Source organism: Enterobacter sp. P82, from assembly GCF_037053385.1.
Lineage (GTDB): Bacteria > Pseudomonadota > Gammaproteobacteria > Enterobacterales > Enterobacteriaceae > Enterobacter.
In genome coordinates this window covers 1,089,189-1,106,094 of sequence record NZ_JBALHX010000001.1, presented here as the reverse complement: position 1 = coordinate 1,106,094, position 16,906 = coordinate 1,089,189, and the positions used below count along the sequence as shown (strand labels likewise).

Here is a 16,906-nt window from a genome sequence, read left to right as displayed (position 1 = left end):
CGATGCGCCACGCACTTCTTCAACGCTTTGGGCACGGGCTGCTGGTACTGTGGGCCGCCTTTACCCTTTCGTTCGTGTTGCTCCAGGTGCTGCCGGGCGACGCGGTGCTGATTAAATTTCAGAACCCGGACCTGGGCTTAAGCCCGGCGCAAATCGAGGAGATGCGCGTGGCCTACGGCGCAGACAGCCCGCTGTGGCAGCAATACGGTCATACGCTGCTGGCGATGCTGCGCGGGGATTTCGGCTATTCGCTACAGGCAGGCGTGCCGGTCAGCGAGCTGATTGCCAGCAATCTGCCGGATACCCTGAGCCTCGCCCTGCCTGCCTTTTTACTCGCGGTCCTGCTGGCATTTGCGCTGGCCTTTGCGTCGCGCCTGCCGGGTCTGCGCTGGCTGAGTAATACCCTCCAGTCTCTGCCAGTCCTGTTTATCTCTTTACCGACGTTCTGGCTGGGGATTGCCCTTATCCAGCTCTTTTCTTTCCAGCTGCGGCTGATCCCGGTGATTAACCCGACGCCGCTGCAGGGGTTGATCCTGCCGATCGTAACCGTCGCGATCCCGATCTCCGCCCCGCTGGCACAAATTCTGATGCGCAGCCTGGACCAGGTGGCGACGCAGCCATTTGTCGCCGTCGCCCGTGCCAAAGGGCTGAGTGAAACCGCTGTCCTGTGGCGTCACGTGACCGGCAACACCCTGCTGCCAGTGCTAAATATTGCCGGGCTGCTGCTCGGCGAGCTGATTGCCGGGGCGCTGATCACGGAAACCGTTTTTGGCCGCAGCGGTCTCGGGCAACTGACCCAGCAGGCGGTGAATAACCAGGATATTGCCGTACTTCAGGCGGTGGTGATGATTTCCGCCCTCGGTTTTGTCCTGATCAATCTGCTGGTGGACCTGCTGATGCCGCTGCTGGATCCCCGTCTGCAAACCGTTACCGGAGGTGCATCATGAGCCTGGTCGATTACGCTGCCGCCGCGCGAAAACGCGTTCCCGCCTGGCAGGGCGTCGCGTGGCAACCAGGACTGTGGCTGGCATGGGCAGTAATTATCGTTGCGCTTTTTGCCGCCGTGGCGCCCGGCCTGTTAACCCACTACAGCCCGATTGAGGGCATCGCCGGTGCACAGCGCCTGGCGCCACAGGCGGGACACTGGCTCGGCACCGATCAGCTTGGCCGCGATGTTTATACCCGTATTGTTTATGGTGCGTCCCACTCCCTGAGCGCGGCGCTGGCCGCCGTGACGATGGGTCTGCTGGCAGGCACCGGCTTAGGGGTGGTTGCCGGGGCGTTCGCCGGACGCGTCGAGTCTCTGCTGATGCGCTTCGTCGACGTGCTGCTGTCCATCCCGTCTCTGCTGCTCTCGCTGACGGTGATTATTCTACTCGGGTTTGGCACCGTTAACGCCGCGATTGCCGTAGGCGTGGCTTCAATAGCCAGCTTCGCCCGCCTCGCGCGCGGTGAAGTCGTGCGCATCCGCCATACGGATTATGTCGAAGCGGCGTTTGGTAGCGGCGGGACGTTTTTCGCCGTGCTGTGGCGACACATCCTGCCCAATGCCTTAACTGCCGTCATCGCCTTTGCCACGCTGCAGTTTGGTCAGGCCATCCTGGCGCTCTCCACGCTGAGCTTTCTCGGTTACGGCACCCCGCCGCCGGTGCCGGAGTGGGGCTTATTGATTGCCGAAGGCCGTAATTATCTCTCTACCGCCTGGTGGCTAACCACCTTCCCCGGCGTAGTCGTCATCGCCGTAGTGCTGGCCACCAACCGTATCAGCCAACAGTTCAGCGGAGGCCTGAAATGAGCGTACTCTCGGTAGAAAACCTGACCATCAGCTACCGTACCGCGCGCCAGTGGCGCGAGGTGGTGCATAACGTCAGCTTCACGCTCGGGCGAGGAGAAATGCTGGCCTTTGTCGGCGAGTCCGGCTCCGGCAAAACGACCACGGCGCAGGCGATCATCGGTCTGCTGGCCGATAACGCCCGGCGCGATGCGGGAAAAATCATTCTCAACGGCGAGGAGATAAGCCAGTGGTCCGCTAAGCGTCTCGATACCCTTCGCGGCGCGCGAGTTAGCCTGGTTCCGCAGGACCCGGGTAATTCGCTCAACCCGGTGAAGACCATCGGTGCGCAGGTTGGAGAGATTATTCAGCTACACCAGAAAGTGGCTCGCGCTCAGCGCGACGAGCAGGCGCTCGCCCTGCTGACAAAGGTCGGCCTGAGCCACCCCGAACAGCGCATGACCCAGTATCCGCATCAGCTCTCGGGCGGGATGAAACAGCGCGTGCTGATTGCCATCGCGATAGCGCTGCGCCCGGACGTCATCATTGCCGATGAGCCTACCAGCGCGCTGGACGTGACGGTGCAAAAACGCATTCTTGACCTGCTGGATATCCTGCGCCGGGAATCGGGTACCGCCGTTCTGTTTGTCACCCACGATCTCGCGCTGGCCGCTGAGCGCGCGGACAGGCTGCTGGTTTTTCGCGATGGGGAGGTTCAGGAGCAGGGAAACACTGCCGATATCGTGCGCACACCGCAGCACGCCTACACCCGCCAGCTGTTAAGCGATCTCCAGGGCCAGCGCCTGACCATTGCGCCGGTGGCAGGTCTGCCGCTCGCGTCACCGGCCATTCGCGCCCGCGCCATCAGCAAACAATTCTCCCTGGGCAAAGGCCATCAGCTTCAGGCGCTGGATCGGGTAACCTTTGACGTCAGGCGCGGCAGCACGCATGCGCTGGTGGGTGAGTCCGGCTCCGGAAAAACCACCCTCGCCCGTATTTTGCTGGGTTTCGAACAGGCAGACAGCGGACAGGTCATTATTGATGATATTGATGCCACCACGCTTAGCCGCGAGGCCCGTCGCCAGCTGCGCCAGAAGATCCAGTTTGTCTACCAGAACCCGTTTGCCTCTCTCGACCCGCGTCAGACGCTGTTTGAGATCATCGAAGAGCCCCTGAAGAACTTTTCTCGCCTCAGTAAGGTGGAGCGAAAAGTCCGGGTGGAGACAGTGGCGCAGCGGGTTGCCCTGCCCGTCGATATTCTGAGCCGCACTGCCCGTGAGCTTTCAGGCGGGCAGCGCCAGCGCGTGGCTATCGCCCGGGCGCTGATCCTGAAGCCGACCATTCTGGTGCTGGACGAAGCCACCTCCGCGCTGGACGTCACCGTGCAGGCGCAGATCCTGGCTCTGCTTCAGCAGCTGCAGCAGCAACTGGGGTTGACCTATCTCTTTATTACGCACGATCTGTCCACGGTTCGCCGAATCGCCCACAGCGTCACGGTGCTGCGCAGCGGTCAGGTGGTCGAACAGGGCGACGTCGGAACCTTATTCACGTCGCCACAGAACGACTATACCCGCGAGCTGATTGCTGCCATTCCCCATTTTTCACCCGCTACAGAGGAGTTCGCATGACGCGAAAACGCCTGGGATTTTTCACCCGCCTGCTTGACGACGCTACGCCGAAGGAGCGCTATCGTCTGGCAACTGAACAGATCCGCCACGCCGAACGCCACGGTTTTGACAGCGCCTGGATTGCTCAGCACCACTTCCACGAAAGTGAAGGTGGCCTGCCGTCGCCGCTGCTGTTTCTGGCACACATCGCCGCGCATACCGAAACTATCCGCCTGGGCACGGCCATCATTACCCTGCCGATGGAAAACCCGCTGCGCGTGGCGGAAGATGCCGCCGTGCTGGATCTGCTTGCAGACGGACGCCTGGAAGTAGGCTTTGGCTCAGGCGGCACGCCAACCTCTTTTCTGCCGTTCGGCCTGACGTTTGAAGAACGTGCGACCGCGTTTGCCGAGAACCTGCATGTGATCCAAAGCGCCTGGCGCGGTGATTCGCTTACCCATCCGGATAATCACCTTTACCCGCCTGCGCCACAGCTGGCCGACCGTATCTGGATAGCCACCTTCTCAGTTGACGGTGCTGTTCGCGCCGCGCAGGCCGGACACGGTTTAATGCTCTCCCGCACGCAGCCGCGCCCGGCAGATCGGCTGGATTTAACGCTCGACGCGATCCAGAACCCGATTGTGGATGCCTACCTCGATGCGCTGCCAGCAGGCATCGCCCCGCGTATTCTGGCCTCCCGTACAGCCTTCGTCGCTGACAGCGATGACTATGCGCTCAGAGTCGCAATGCCAGGTCTCGCGAAACAAGCTCAGCAGCATCGCGCTGCCGGATACACAGTTAAAGGTGACAACGTCACTGATTATCGTCGTCAGTTCGATGCCCATATCGGTTCGCCTGATACGGTGCTGCGTTCACTTAATGCGGATTCCATTCTCAGGCGCGCCACGGATATCTCATTCCAGGTCCATTCGGTCGAGCCTTCGCATCGCGACACGCTGCGCTCCATCGAACTGATCGCCGAACATATTGCCCCCCACATCCTTTGAGGAGACACCTATGTCATTAAGTCAGGACATTCTCGCCGAGCTGGCGGAAATTAAACCCGGTTCCCCTCTGGCAGAGGCGCGCGCCACGCGTGATGCCGCCACACGACACGCGCAGGGCAGCTACGAAATTCTCTTCAGCCAGCAGGACACCGATTTTCCACTCGATGAACGCTTCACTGTGGCAGCAAAAGTTGCCAGATGGCACAACGCAGAGGCGCTGGCCGCGCACTACGCGGGGTTTGGCCTGGCCGACCCCACCTCAGAACGCCTGATCCCGGCGCTGAGTTTTGCGCGCCTGCTGACATTTTCCCCCGTCGAAGCGACGCCTGCAGCGTTAAAGGCGCTGACCCAGGCGGGATGGAGCAAGGAAGGCATTGTTACCCTGGCACAGCTCGTCGCATTTGTGAGCTTCCAGAGCCGACTCATTACCGGGCTGCGGCTGCTGAACGACAAACCTGTCGCCAAAAGCGATGCGCCGGTGGCGGCAGGCATCTGGCACACGACCGCAACAACGGTCACCGGAAAGGCGGCACCCGTCGCGTTTACCCAGCAGGAGCTGGGATGGGAACCGTGGATAGCGGCCAAACCGCTAGCGGACTTCCGTGACGATGAGGTTGCCATCCTGGCGAAATTTGGTCATACCGACTCCGACTACTTCCGTCTGCTGGCGCGCAACCTGCCGGTGCTTGAACAGCGCACGTTGACCGATAAAGGAATTTTTTATACACCGGGAGGACTGCCGCGCGCCGAGCGCGAGCTGGCCGCAACGGTAGCCAGTAAAATCAACGGCTGCATTTACTGCGCATCTGTCCATGCGCGTAAAGCCAGCCAGCTGTCAAAAGATGACGCCGCGGTAGAGGCGCTTCTGGCGGTGCGTCCCGGGCAATCCCTCAGCGACGGGCAGTCTGCGCGCTGGCAGGCGGAAATTAACGTAGCGGCAGCGCTGTCGGTCACCCCGCCTGCCGCCACGCCGCTGCACCTTGCCGCGCTGGAAAAAGAGGGGCTGGATACCCTGGCGCAGCTTGATCTGGTGCAGTCCGCCGCGTTCTTCGCCTGGGCCAACCGCCTGATGCTGACGCTGGGAGAGTCCTGGCTAGCATGACTCCATCAGGCTAGCGCGCGAGCGTTAGCCTGAGCCTGTCTGGCCCGCAGATGGCCGTAGATCAGCAGTGAACTCATGGCCGAAAACGAAAGGAGTGCGGCAGGCAGCGTGACATAACTCCAGCTAAAGCCAAGCGTAATCATCATGCCGCCGAAAAATGCGCCAACCGCACTGCCGAGATTAAATGCCATCTGACCGCCTGCGGCACCCAGCATCTCACCGCCCTTCGCATTCTGCAGAAGCAGAATTTGCAGCGGCGCAGAGAGCGCGAACAGTCCGGCACAGCAGATAAACCCCATGACCAACGAGGCCGTTTTCAGTTCTCCAAAGGCAAAAAGCAGCAGCAGAGAAGTCACAATCACCATGTCGGTGGTGGCCGCAATGCGCAGCGGGCTAAAGCGACCTGAAAGTTTACCGCTCAACAGATTGCCCAACACCATGCCAAGCCCCATCAGCATCATGATGACTGTCATCACCCCTTCGGTAAAACCAGAGACGTTGACCATAAATGGTTTAACGAAACTGAACCAGGCAAAAACCCCGGCGTTGCCAAACATGGTGGCAGCAAAAATCAGCCAGGGTTCTGGTTTTTTAAGGAAGTGGAACTGCTCGGTCAATTTGATTTCTGATTTGTCGTGGATGTCCGGCACCCAGAGCAGAACCGAGAGGATCACCAGCGCATCGAACACGGCAATCAGGAAAAAGGTATAGCGCCAGTTGAATTCATGCCCCAGCCAGGTGCCCAGTGGAACGCCCACCAGGTTGGCTACGGTCATACCGGCGATCATCCCGGCCACCGCGACCGTCACTTTCCCCGGTGGGGCAATTTTAGAAAGGATAATTGCCCCGACGCCAAAAATGGCCCCGTGCGGAAAACCAGAAATCAAACGCCCCAGTGCCAGCCAGAAGTAAGACGTTGAAAACGTGAATATTGCATTTCCGATTGCGGACATCATCACCAGAAACAGCAGTGTGGTTTTTAACGAGAACTTGCCTGAGAACAGCGCCATAATCGGGGCACCAATCACCACGCCGAAGGCATAAAACGAGATCATATTCCCGGCGGAGGGAATTGAAATGCCGGTGTCATGGGCCAGCTCGGTTAACACCCCCATAATGCCAAATTCAGCCATTCCCAGGCCAAAGGTGCTCAGCGCCAACGAAAAAATTGTCTTTTTCATACTTCAACCACTGGTTAATCACTCGCGACGGGCATTATTGAATAATCTTGTATGGTGAGCCAGTTCAAATGAGCTGGCTGACACGTTAATCCATTAATTCAGGTGGATTACACTTCTAAGTGCGGCCTCGCTTTTTTCCCGCGCCGGACAACCTGAGGATGACAATCATGGGAAGCAAAAAGAAAACCAGTGCCACTGTTGATGTCGTAAAAAATGCCCCGCTAAAAACCAAAGAGTATGAGCAAGAGCTTCGTCGCCTCCACGTTGAACTGGTTAAGCTCCAGCAATGGGTTGTCGCCAAAGGACTCAAAGTGTGTATTGTTTTTGAAGGACGCGACGGCGCCGGCAAAGGCGGTACCATTAAAGCGATCACCGAGCGCGTCAGTCCACGCGTGTTCCGCGTGGTTGCCCTTCCCGCGCCAACCGAGAAAGAGAAAACTCAGCTCTATTTTCAACGTTATGTTCCCCATTTGCCTGCCGCCGGGGAGATCGTCATATTTGACCGAAGCTGGTACAACCGTGCAGGTGTCGAGCGGGTAATGGGATTTTGCACCCCTGAGCAAGTTGAGAAGTTCCTTGATGGTGCGCCGGTGATGGAAAAAGCGATGGTGGATGCCGGCATTATCTTGCTGAAGTACTGGCTTGAGGTGACGCCGAAAGAGCAGGAGCGCCGTCTGCGTGACCGCATTAACGATGGTCGTAAAATCTGGAAACTCTCACCGATGGATATTAAATCCTTTAACCTGTGGGACGAGTATACCCTCGCGCGCGACGCTATGTTTGAAGCCACCGATACCGCCTGGGCGCCATGGTTTGTGGCACGCTCAGAAGATAAAAAACGCGTGCGGCTAAATATTATTTCGCATCTGCTTACACAAATCTCGTATAAAGAAATTCATGTCGACAAGGTGGATTTACCGAAACGTAAAATCGGCAAAGTGAAACCCACCAAATACCCGTTCAGGTATGTTGCAGAGCGGTTTTAATATAGCAAGGGATAGGCCTACGCAAGTGCAGCGCCGCCGGGTAAAGCCGACGGCGCAGGCCTTACTTCAATCCTTCCGTACTTTCCTGTTTCGCCTCCAGCCGTTCCACATCACGATACCAGCGCGGGTGATGTTTCTGCGCCCAGCGGCGGCTCACCTTCCCTTCAATCATGCCTTTAATCGATCCTTTCACCCAGAACGCCATATACATATGGATCAGGATGGCGTGAATCAGAATGATGGCCGACGTCGCGTGGATCAGCAGCGCGTAGCGAATCACCTGTATCGGGAAGTAGTGTGCAAAATACGGACGCCAGATAATCACCCCGGTCACCAGCAGCACAAAAATCATGCTCATGATGGTCCAGAACATCATTTTCTGCCCGGCGTTGTATTTGCCCACTTTCGCGACTTTGTGCTCGTTACCCTTCAGGACTTCGACAATCCCTTTCACCCATGGGATATCCTGCTTGTCAGGAATATTGTGATGAACAAAGCGCACGAACATAAACATCAGCACCACGAAAATCAGCACGCCGAAAAACGGGTGCAGAATGCGCCCCATTTGCGGAGTACCGAAGGTTTCGGTCAGCCACTGCAGCGTCGGGAAGAAGAACGAAATCCCCGACACCGCCACCAGGAAGAAGCAGATCACCACCGTCCAGTGACAGGCGCGGTCGACAAACTTCGTGCGCACGATCATTTTCGACTTACTCATGATGATCCTCCTCGTCGTCTACCTCTTTGTTTGGCCCAATCCCAATGTAGTGATAAATCAGCCCGGCAAAGGTGGCGATAAAGCCCGCCGCGGAGAGCGGTTTAAGCGCCCCTTTCCACAGATTGATGGACGTATCGATCGCCGGATCCTTCGGTAAGTTGTGGTACAGCTCTGGCTGGTCGTTATGGTGCAGCACATACATCACGTGCGTGCCGCCCACGCCCTGCGGATTATAAATACCGGCCTTGTCGTAACCGCGTGCTTTCAGCTTGTCTACCCGCGCCTGCGCCACGTCCAGCATCTCTTTTTTGGTACCGAAGTGGATAGCCCCGGTCGGACAGGTCTTCACGCAGGCAGGTTCCTGCCCGACGCTGACGCGGTCTACGCACAGCGTGCATTTATATACCCGGTTATCCTCTTTATTGAGGCGCGGGATGTTAAACGGACAACCCGCAATGCAATAGCCGCAGCCGATGCAGTTGTCCTGCTGGAAGTCGACGATCCCGTTGGCGTACTGAATAATTGCGCCGGCAGACGGGCACGCCTTCAGGCAGCCCGGATCTTCACAGTGCATGCAGCCATCTTTGCGGATCAGCCACTCCAGCCTGCCGTTCTGCTCGGTTTCGCTAAAGCGCATTACTGTCCAGGATTTGGCGCTCAGATCCGCCGGGTTATCGTAAACCCCGACGCAGTGCCCCACGTCGTCGCGGATATCATTCCACTCCGAGCACGCCACCTGGCAGGCCTTGCAGCCCACGCAGGAGGAGACATCGATAAGCTTGGCGACCTCTGCCTTGTAGTCCCGCGCGCGGGGCGCGGGAGTTATTGGGTTAGTCGCGGAGCGTTTGATAACGTCTTGTGTTTCCATCGCCATGTAATCGCTCCTTACGCTTTCTCGATGTTAACCAGAAACGCCTTGTACTCCGGCGTTTGCGAGTTGGAATCGCCGACATTTGGCGTCAGGGTGTTGGCGATGTAGCCTTTCTGTGCCACTCCTTCAAAGCCCCAGTGCAGTGGGATACCGACGGTTTCCACCTGCTGACCATTCACGTTCAGCGACTGCAAACGGCGAGTGACTACCGCCACTGCGCGGATAAAACCACGTTTGCTGCTCACCTTCACGCGGTCGCCGTTGGCTATGCCCTTCACTTTCGCCAGGGTTTCACTGATCTCAACGAACTGTTCCGGCTGGGCGATGGCATTAAGCCGCGCATGCTTGGTCCAGGTGTGGAAGTGCTCGGTCAGGCGATAGGTGGTCCCCACATACGGGAACGTATCCTTCTTACCTAAACGCAGCACATCGTCCTCGTAGATACGCACCACCGGGCTGGAGATCACGTTTGGATGCAGCGGGTTGGTGCCCAGCGGCGTTTCCATCGGTTCGTAGTGTTCCGGGAATGGCCCTTCCGCCAGCTTGTCGAGAGCGAACAGACGTCCCAGACCTTCCGGCTGCATGATAAACGGCCCGGTGTTACTGCCCGGCGCGGCGGTGTTGTAGTCCGGGATATCGTTCCCCGTCCATTTCGTCCCGTTCCACTGAATCAGCATCCGTTTCGGATCCCACGCTTTACCATTGATGTCCGCCGAGGCACGGTTGTAAAGCACACGGCGGTTCAGCGGCCACGCCCATGCCCAGCCCAGCGTATTGCCAAGCCCGGACGGGTCAGCGTTATCGCGGTTGGCCATCTGGTTACCCTGCTCCGTCCAGCTACCGGCGTAGATCCAGCAGGAAGAGGCCGTTGTACCGTCGTCGCGCAGCAGCGCGAAGCTGTTCAGCAGTTGGCCTTTCTTCGCCACCAGGTTGCCCTTAGCGTCATAGAGATCCGCCAGCGCCACGCCATTGTTCTCTTTCGCGACCTCTTCAGACTCAGGATGGTCAGGCTGCTTGTAGTTCCAGCTCATCTTCAGCAGCGGTTCAGCGCCTTTACCGCCTTCGGTGCGGTACATTTCGCGCAGGCGATGGTAAATTCCGGCCAGGATCTCGCCGTCATTACGTGCTTCGCCCGGTGCATCCTGACCTTTCCAGTGCCACTGTAGCCAGCGGCCCGAGTTAGCAATAGACCCGTCTTCTTCAGCAAAACAGGTGGACGGCAGGCGGAACACTTCGGTCTGGATGGATGCGGTATCGACATCGTTCATCTCGCCGTGGTTCTGCCAGAAGTTAGAGGTCTCAGTGACCAACGGGTCGATAACCACCATGTACTTGAGCTTGCTCAGACTGCGCACAACCTTGTTTTTGTCCGGGAACGAGGCCACCGGGTTGAAGCCCTGGCAGATGTAGCCCGTGACATTGCCCTTATCCATCATGTTGAAATACTTGATGACGTCGTAAGCCTGATCCCACTTCGGCAGCCACTCGAAGCCCCAGTCGTTCTCTTTCTGCGCCTCGTCACCGTAAAAAGATTTCATCAGGCTGACGTAGAACTTCGGATAGTTGCTCCAGTAGTTCACCTGATCCGGTAGCGTCGCTTTTGGCGTATTGGCCGCCAGATACGTTTGCAGATCGGCCTGTTTTTCGGACGGCAGGGTCAGGTAGCCCGGCAGACTGGTCGACAGCAAACCAAGATCTGTTAAGCCCTGGATATTGGAGTGACCACGCAGGGCGTTAACGCCGCCCCCTGCCATCCCCATATTGCCGAGCAGCAGCTGGATCATCGCCATGGTACGGATGTTTTGCGCACCAACGGTGTGCTGTGTCCAGCCCAGTGCATACAGGAACGTGGTGGTTCTGTCGGCGGCACTGGTTGAGGCCAGCACTTCACACACCTTCAGGAAGTCCGCTTTTGGCGTACCGCAGATATTTTCCACCACGTCCGGCGTATAGCGGGAAACGTGCTGCTTGAGCAGGTTCCACACGCAGCGCGGGTGCGTCAGCGTTTCGTCACGCATCGCGTAGCCGTTCTCATCGAACTGGTAGTTCCAGGAGGATTTGTCGTACTGGCGTTTTTCGGCGTCATAGCCGCTGAACAGCCCGTCATCGAAGGCAAAATCATCCCGCACCAGCAGATTCGCGTTGGTGTAGTGTTTTACGTATTCCGCGTTAATCTTGTTGTTTTCGATCAGGAACAACAGCACGCCGGAAAGGAACGTAATGTCCGTCCCGGAGCGAATAGGCGCATAGATATCAGCCACCGAAGCCGTACGCGTAAAGCGCGGATCGACGACGATAAGCGTTGCATCGTTGTTGTTTTTTGCTTCCATCGCCCAGCGGAAACCGACAGGGTGTGCTTCAGCGGCGTTACCGCCCATCACCACCACGACGTTAGCGTTTTTAATATCAACCCAGTGGTTGGTCATCGCACCGCGACCAAATGTTGGAGCAAGACTTGCTACCGTTGGTCCGTGTCAGACGCGCGCCTGGTTGTCTACCGCCAGCATGCCGAGAGAGCGCACAAATTTTTGCGTCAGCATGCCGGTTTCATTGCTGGCTGCAGAGGCACACAGCATCCCGGTGGAAAGCCAGCGATTAACCGTTACGCCCTGCGCGTTTTTTTCAATAAAGTTAGCGTCGCGGTCGGCTTTCATTAATTTGGCAATGCGGGAGAAGGCCTCATCCCAAGCGATACGCTGCCATTTGTCGGAACCCGGCGCACGGTATTCCGGGTAGCGCAGGCGGTTTTCGCTGTGAACATAGTCCAGCAGCCCCGCCCCTTTCGGGCAAAGCGCCCCGCGGCTCACCGGATGATCCGGATCCCCTTCAATATGGTAAATCGCTTCTCTGGCGTTCTTCGCGCCATCGCCCAGGCTATACATTAAAAGCCCACAACCTACGGAGCAGTATGTGCAGGTGTTACGGATCTCTTTCGCACGCAGCAGTTTATAGTTGCGTGCCTGAGCCAGCGCCATTTTAGGAGCAAATCCCAACATGGCTGCCGTTGTTCCGGCCATACCGCCCGCGCAGATTTTAAAAAATTGTCTGCGGCTGACGTCCATTGTTGTCCTCGTTTTCGTATAAGACTTCGCGCCGCAAACTAGCAGTAAAGCAGTTGATTTTTTTGCGTCAAATCAAGGCCGCTTGTCTTCACCCCCTAAATAGTCACTCCCGATACTTTCAAATACCCCTTTTTGATTAAAGACTTAAGAGAATAATTCGCGATAGCGGCCGGATTAATGCTATAAATTTTTCCTTTGGTTTTATGACGACGGCAAGGTAATGGACAGAAAGAGAGCAACGCTCATTGGACTGGCGGCAATACTGTTATGGAGCACGATGGTTGGGCTCATTCGCAGCGTGAGCGAGGGGCTGGGGCCGGTAGGCGGTGCGGCAATGATCTACACCGTCAGTGGATTATTGTGTCTGGTGACGGTGGGATTCCCTGATATTCGTAAATTCTCGCCACGCTATCTTATTGCTGGCAGCGTACTGTTTGTCAGTTATGAAATTTGCCTGGCGCTGTCGTTGGGATATGCCGCGACGCGATCGCAGGCCATTGAGGTCGGCATGGTCAATTATCTGTGGCCGAGCCTGACGATTGTATTTGCCATTTTGTTCAACGGGCAAAAATCTACCCTGTGGGTGATCCCCGGTTTAGCCATCTCATTGCTGGGCGTCTGCTGGGTATTAGGCGGTGAACAGGGATTACATCTTGAGGAGATCACCCGCAATATCGTGTCCAGCCCACTGAGTTATGCGCTGGCGTTTGCCGGGGCATTTATCTGGGCGGCCTACTGCACCGTAACCAGCAAATTTGCCAAAGGGCAAAACGGTATTACCCTTTTTGTTTTGCTGACTGCGTTGAGTCTTTGGGTGAAATATGCCCTTAGCGAGCAGCCAGAAATGGTATTCAGTGTCCCGGTTGTCGTGAAGCTATTAATGTGTGGCATTGCACTGGGTTTTGGCTATGCCTCATGGAATATCGGTATCCTCCATGGCAACGTCACGGTACTTGCCGCCGTATCCTATTTTACCCCTGTACTTTCTGCCGCACTGGCTGCCGCACTGCTGAGTTCCCCACTCTCTTTCTTGTTCTGGCAAGGTGCGCTGATGGTTTGCGCCGGGTCGCTGCTTTGCTGGTACGCGACACGAAAATAAAGCCCCATTGTTCTGCCGGGAGGTGCACAACCCGGCAGAAAATTAACATAAATTTAATATGTGATCGCACGTCAAAATATTCATACGCTCATTAGAGAATGTGTTTAAATTCTGTTTATATTATCGTTGTTTCGCATTCCCCCCCTCCTCTCTTCTTGACATAAACTGACACCGTAGCGCAATTACTCCCCTGCGAATATTAACAACCTTAATAGCACAAAGTGCAATAGTGTGTTTCTGTGTATTTCAGCAAAAAACACGGTAATTACGTGCATTCAATAACCTAACACAATGATTTACGGTAAACAGTTAAGCTTAATTCTACAAAATGCACCGATAAAATTGATAGTAACATAACTAAATTAAACCATTAAAAAACTATATTGCGGATAATAGATCTGATAAGAAAATATACAAAACCCGGTTAAACACTCTTCATTTCATTCTGTTTAGCGACCATTTATCCGATCTCGATCACACTAAAGGAAATTATTAGCAATAATTTGAAACTTATTATTGAAAGGCAACTACAACATTTTTAAAAATAGCATGCCATTGACGAACAGCCTCGTTTAGAAATCGTTCGAAGTGGCTCAGGAAATACTTAAGAAAATTATAAGGAATATTTAAGATGAAACTTAAATTAGTTGCAGTGGCAGTGACTTCCATGCTGGCAGCAGGCGTTGTTAACGCTGCTGAAATTTATAACAAAGACGGTAACAAGCTGGATCTGTACGGTAAAGTAACAGGTCTGCACTATTTCTCTGATGACACCAGCAACGACGGCGACAAAACCTACGTACGTCTGGGCTTCAAAGGTGAAACTCAGATCAACGACCAGATGTCCGGTTACGGTCAGTGGGAATATGAATTCAAAGGCAACAACGATGAAAGCAACGGCGACAAAGGCAACAAAACGCGTCTGGCTTTCGCTGGTCTGAAATTCAACGAATTCGGTTCTTTCGACTACGGTCGTAACTACGGTGTTGCTTACGACATCGGCGCATGGACTGACGTTCTGCCAGAGTTCGGTGGTGATACCTGGACGCAGACTGATGGCTTCATGACTGGCCGTACGACTGGCGTTGCAACCTACCGTAACACCGACTTCTTCGGTCTGGTTGACGGTCTGAACTTTGCCGCTCAGTACCAGGGTAAAAACAACAAGCGCGACATCACCGAAGCGAACGGTGACGGTTGGGGCTTGTCTTCTACCTATGAAATGGACGGTTTCGGCGTGGGTGCAACCTATGCGAAATCTGACCGTACCAACAATCAGGTTCGTGCTGGTGAAGTGGCTAATACCATGAACGCTGGCGGTGACAACGCAGAAGTTTGGGCTGCTGGCCTGAAATACGATGCGAACAACATCTACCTGGCAAGCACCTACTCTGAAACTCGCAACATGACCAACTTCGGTAAAGGTTATATCGCGAACAAAGCTCAGAACTTTGAAGTTGTTGCTCAGTACCAGTTCGATTTCGGTCTGCGTCCATCCGTTGCTTACCTGAAATCCAAAGGTAAAGACATCGGTACTTATGGCGACCAGGATCTGGTTGAATACGTTGATGTTGGCGCGACTTACTACTTCAACAAGAACATGTCTACCTACGTTGATTACAAAATCAACCTGCTGGACGACAACAAGTTCACCAAAGATGCAGCTATTGCTACCGACAACATCGTTGCTCTGGGTCTGACTTACCAGTTCTAAGATTTGTCAGTATAAAAAGGCCAGCCTTCGTGGCTGGCTTTTTTTATACCAGTTTGACTGGCGTAATAAAGGAGCACGCCATGCACATATTCAAAGGACGCTGTCTATGCGGGATGAGCCAATTCAGCGTTTCCCTCAACAATTTCGACGTCTATGCCTGCCACTGCACGCAATGTCAGAAGTGGTCAGGTGGAATTGCCATGTATCTGGAAGCCGTGGGTAAACCGCTTGTGGAGCAAGACTCGATTGCCCCTTCTCACTTCTCGTCCTCTGCGCGAGGAGAACGCTGGTTCTGTCCGGGGTGTGGTTGTCCTCTGTGGTTCAAGCTGACCTCAACAGCACGCTATTTTATTCCATGGACATTACTTGAGATGAGCGAAGATGAACGACGTCGGCTGGTGCTCGCCGCTGAAATCTATACCGAAACCCAGCCCGCATTCTTTGGTCTGACCGGACAATATGCGCGCTACAGCGGTTCAGAAATTGAAGCCATGGATAAGCTCTGTCTGCTTACAACCTAGGCTGCGTTTTTCGCATACCTTCCTTTCTGTTATTAAAACTGGTAGCTGTAGTTAACGCTGGTAAACCACAGATAAGGGTGATTATAGTCACCACTCAGCAGCCCTGGAGATTGCACCTTCGAAGACTGCATATGCAGGTATTCGACAGCAAATCCGATATTGCTGGCTGGCGTTAACTGATATTGTGCCCCGGTCCCGAAGCGCCATTCATCTCCAGTTGGCAACGTCATTGCGACATCGCTCTGGTTGCGATAAGGCGAACTATCAAACGCGACCCCGGCGTTCAGGCGCCATTGCGGAGTGGGTCGATATTGCACGCCCAGCGCGGTATGCCAGGTGTCCTTCATGCGGTTGGTTTTATCAAGCGTATTGCCGCTTACCGTAACTTGTGGTGCGCCAAACTGGCTCCAGTCTTGCCAGCCCAGATCGCCCATTACCGACCACTGGGTATTAATGTCATGCACCAGGCTTAACATCAGCTGTTGCGGAGCGCGGACCTGTGCAGAAATGGGCAGGTTGTACTCGACATTAGGTAGATTCGGGAAACGTGCTTTACCGTTCACATTGAAGTCGTACTCAGCTTTACTGTTCCAGGTGATCCCGGCCCGGGTCTGTTCTGTGAGTTGCATTAACAACCCAAGACGGTAGCTCATCGCCCAGTCGTGGTCCTTGTCGTCGTGGTCATCACCATCAACAGTACGGGTGAGTGATAAAAAACCATAATTAAGATTCACCGAACCGCCTACCGACACCCGGTCGCTAAGCTTCCAGGCAAGTGATGGGCTCAGGGTCATTGCCACCATCGTGCTCTTTTTGATCAGTCGCTCACCCGCCCAGTTACCGTAATCAATACCCAGACCATAGTTACCGTACAGACCAATACCGGCATACAGACTCTCGTTGATTTTCTGGCTATAGAACGCGCTGGCATTCGGTGTAAGCTTCATAACGTTACCCGGGCTCTGCAAACGGTCATTATCGAGCTGGTAATCAATATTTCCGCCCAGAGCCTGCAACCCACCGGTGAACATATGTTCTGGAAGCCGGGTCATCCCTGCGGGGTTGGTGACAATTGTTGAGGCATCCTGAGCGCGGGCAGCCTGCCCGGCACCCGCAAGCGCGGTATCTTCGGTACCGATTTCGTAGAAATAGAGCGCACTGGCCTGAGAGACAGAGGAAAATACCAGTCCTGTACTGAGAAGAACCACTTTTTTCATAGTTTTATCTACCGGATCAGGTTAATGAAATTCTCACGCAGTTATCAGCA

Annotated in this window: 14 protein-coding genes; 9 read left to right on the top strand and 5 right to left on the bottom strand. The window is 55.2% G+C overall.

The window, feature by feature from the left end; translation table 11 throughout:
* Positions 1-2: 2 nt before the first annotated feature.
* From WB237_RS05150 to WB237_RS05130, 5 genes are read left to right on the top strand one after another with little or no spacing between them, the layout of a single operon-like run.
* Complete coding sequence (locus tag WB237_RS05150; protein ID WP_336211006.1) at positions 3-947, top strand: ABC transporter permease; 945 nt, start codon at positions 3-5, stop codon at positions 945-947.
* Positions 944-1,795, top strand: coding sequence for an ABC transporter permease (locus tag WB237_RS05145; RefSeq protein WP_336211004.1), 852 nt, complete (start codon positions 944-946; stop codon positions 1,793-1,795). Before WB237_RS05150 ends, WB237_RS05145 begins: the two co-directional genes overlap by 4 nt.
* Positions 1,792-3,399, top strand: coding sequence for an ABC transporter ATP-binding protein (locus WB237_RS05140; protein ID WP_336211001.1), 1,608 nt, complete (start codon positions 1,792-1,794; stop codon positions 3,397-3,399). The genes WB237_RS05145 and WB237_RS05140 overlap by 4 nt, the downstream gene beginning before the upstream one ends.
* Positions 3,396-4,385, top strand: coding sequence for a putative FMN-dependent luciferase-like monooxygenase (locus WB237_RS05135; protein ID WP_336210999.1), 990 nt, complete (start codon positions 3,396-3,398; stop codon positions 4,383-4,385). Before WB237_RS05140 ends, WB237_RS05135 begins: the two co-directional genes overlap by 4 nt.
* A gap of 10 nt (positions 4,386-4,395) precedes the next feature.
* Positions 4,396-5,487 (top strand): alkylhydroperoxidase domain protein, encoded by a 1,092-nt coding sequence (locus WB237_RS05130; RefSeq protein WP_336210997.1) that lies wholly within the window; start codon positions 4,396-4,398, stop codon positions 5,485-5,487.
* A 5-nt stretch (positions 5,488-5,492) separates the two neighbouring features.
* Here the strand turns inward: WB237_RS05130 and araJ are convergent, their stop codons facing one another.
* Positions 5,493-6,668, bottom strand: a complete 1,176-nt coding sequence (araJ, locus tag WB237_RS05125; protein ID WP_336210996.1) for an MFS transporter AraJ — start codon at positions 6,666-6,668, stop codon at positions 5,493-5,495.
* 167 nt (positions 6,669-6,835) lie between these two features.
* Between araJ and ppk2 the strand changes: the two genes are divergently transcribed.
* Positions 6,836-7,654 carry a polyphosphate kinase 2 gene (gene ppk2 / locus WB237_RS05120; protein ID WP_336210993.1) on the top strand — a complete coding sequence of 273 codons (819 nt, stop codon included), beginning with the start codon at positions 6,836-6,838 and terminating at the stop codon, positions 7,652-7,654.
* A gap of 61 nt (positions 7,655-7,715) precedes the next feature.
* Here the strand turns inward: ppk2 and fdnI are convergent, their stop codons facing one another.
* From fdnI to fdnG, 3 genes are read right to left on the bottom strand one after another with little or no spacing between them, the layout of a single operon-like run.
* Positions 7,716-8,372 carry a formate dehydrogenase-N subunit gamma gene (fdnI, locus tag WB237_RS05115; RefSeq protein ID WP_136194917.1) on the bottom strand — a complete coding sequence of 219 codons (657 nt, stop codon included), beginning with the start codon at positions 8,370-8,372 and terminating at the stop codon, positions 7,716-7,718.
* Positions 8,365-9,246, bottom strand: a complete 882-nt coding sequence (fdxH, locus tag WB237_RS05110) for a formate dehydrogenase subunit beta (protein WP_108089851.1) — start codon at positions 9,244-9,246, stop codon at positions 8,365-8,367. The genes fdnI and fdxH overlap by 8 nt, the downstream gene beginning before the upstream one ends.
* A gap of 11 nt (positions 9,247-9,257) precedes the next feature.
* Entirely contained in the window at positions 9,258-12,305 is a 3,048-nt protein-coding gene (fdnG, locus tag WB237_RS05105) for a formate dehydrogenase-N subunit alpha (protein ID WP_336210988.1), read from the bottom strand.
* A gap of 220 nt (positions 12,306-12,525) precedes the next feature.
* On the opposite strand from fdnG, the gene yddG reads away from it, so the two are divergent.
* The 3 genes from yddG (at position 12,526) to WB237_RS05090 (ending at position 15,639) form a co-directional block, all read left to right on the top strand.
* A complete protein-coding gene (gene yddG, locus WB237_RS05100; RefSeq protein ID WP_336210985.1) occupies positions 12,526-13,404 on the top strand; it encodes an aromatic amino acid DMT transporter YddG in 879 nt (292 codons plus the stop codon).
* Positions 13,405-14,035: 631 nt separating this feature from the next.
* Positions 14,036-15,118, top strand: a complete 1,083-nt coding sequence (gene ompC / locus WB237_RS05095) for a porin OmpC (protein ID WP_336210982.1) — start codon at positions 14,036-14,038, stop codon at positions 15,116-15,118.
* Positions 15,119-15,198: 80 nt separating this feature from the next.
* Entirely contained in the window at positions 15,199-15,639 is a 441-nt protein-coding gene (locus WB237_RS05090) for a GFA family protein (RefSeq protein ID WP_336210980.1), read from the top strand.
* A gap of 32 nt (positions 15,640-15,671) precedes the next feature.
* Here the strand turns inward: WB237_RS05090 and WB237_RS05085 are convergent, their stop codons facing one another.
* Positions 15,672-16,856 (bottom strand): OmpP1/FadL family transporter, encoded by a 1,185-nt coding sequence (locus tag WB237_RS05085; protein WP_336210978.1) that lies wholly within the window; start codon positions 16,854-16,856, stop codon positions 15,672-15,674.
* Between the last annotated feature and the right edge of the window lie 50 nt (positions 16,857-16,906).

Coding starts and splice junctions, on each gene's coding strand:
- fdnI (WP_136194917.1), bottom strand. CDS start 8,372: ATGAGTAAGTCGAAAATGATCGTGCGCACGAAGTTTGTCGACCGCGCC.
- WB237_RS05130 (WP_336210997.1), top strand. CDS start 4,396: ATGTCATTAAGTCAGGACATTCTCGCCGAGCTGGCGGAAATTAAACCC.
- WB237_RS05140 (WP_336211001.1), top strand. CDS start 1,792: ATGAGCGTACTCTCGGTAGAAAACCTGACCATCAGCTACCGTACCGCG.
- WB237_RS05145 (WP_336211004.1), top strand. CDS start 944: ATGAGCCTGGTCGATTACGCTGCCGCCGCGCGAAAACGCGTTCCCGCC.
- araJ (WP_336210996.1), bottom strand. CDS start 6,668: ATGAAAAAGACAATTTTTTCGTTGGCGCTGAGCACCTTTGGCCTGGGA.
- yddG (WP_336210985.1), top strand. CDS start 12,526: ATGGACAGAAAGAGAGCAACGCTCATTGGACTGGCGGCAATACTGTTA.
- WB237_RS05135 (WP_336210999.1), top strand. CDS start 3,396: ATGACGCGAAAACGCCTGGGATTTTTCACCCGCCTGCTTGACGACGCT.
- ompC (WP_336210982.1), top strand. CDS start 14,036: ATGAAACTTAAATTAGTTGCAGTGGCAGTGACTTCCATGCTGGCAGCA.
- ppk2 (WP_336210993.1), top strand. CDS start 6,836: ATGGGAAGCAAAAAGAAAACCAGTGCCACTGTTGATGTCGTAAAAAAT.
- WB237_RS05150 (WP_336211006.1), top strand. CDS start 3: ATGCGCCACGCACTTCTTCAACGCTTTGGGCACGGGCTGCTGGTACTG.
- fdxH (WP_108089851.1), bottom strand. CDS start 9,246: ATGGCGATGGAAACACAAGACGTTATCAAACGCTCCGCGACTAACCCA.
- WB237_RS05085 (WP_336210978.1), bottom strand. CDS start 16,856: ATGAAAAAAGTGGTTCTTCTCAGTACAGGACTGGTATTTTCCTCTGTC.
- WB237_RS05090 (WP_336210980.1), top strand. CDS start 15,199: ATGCACATATTCAAAGGACGCTGTCTATGCGGGATGAGCCAATTCAGC.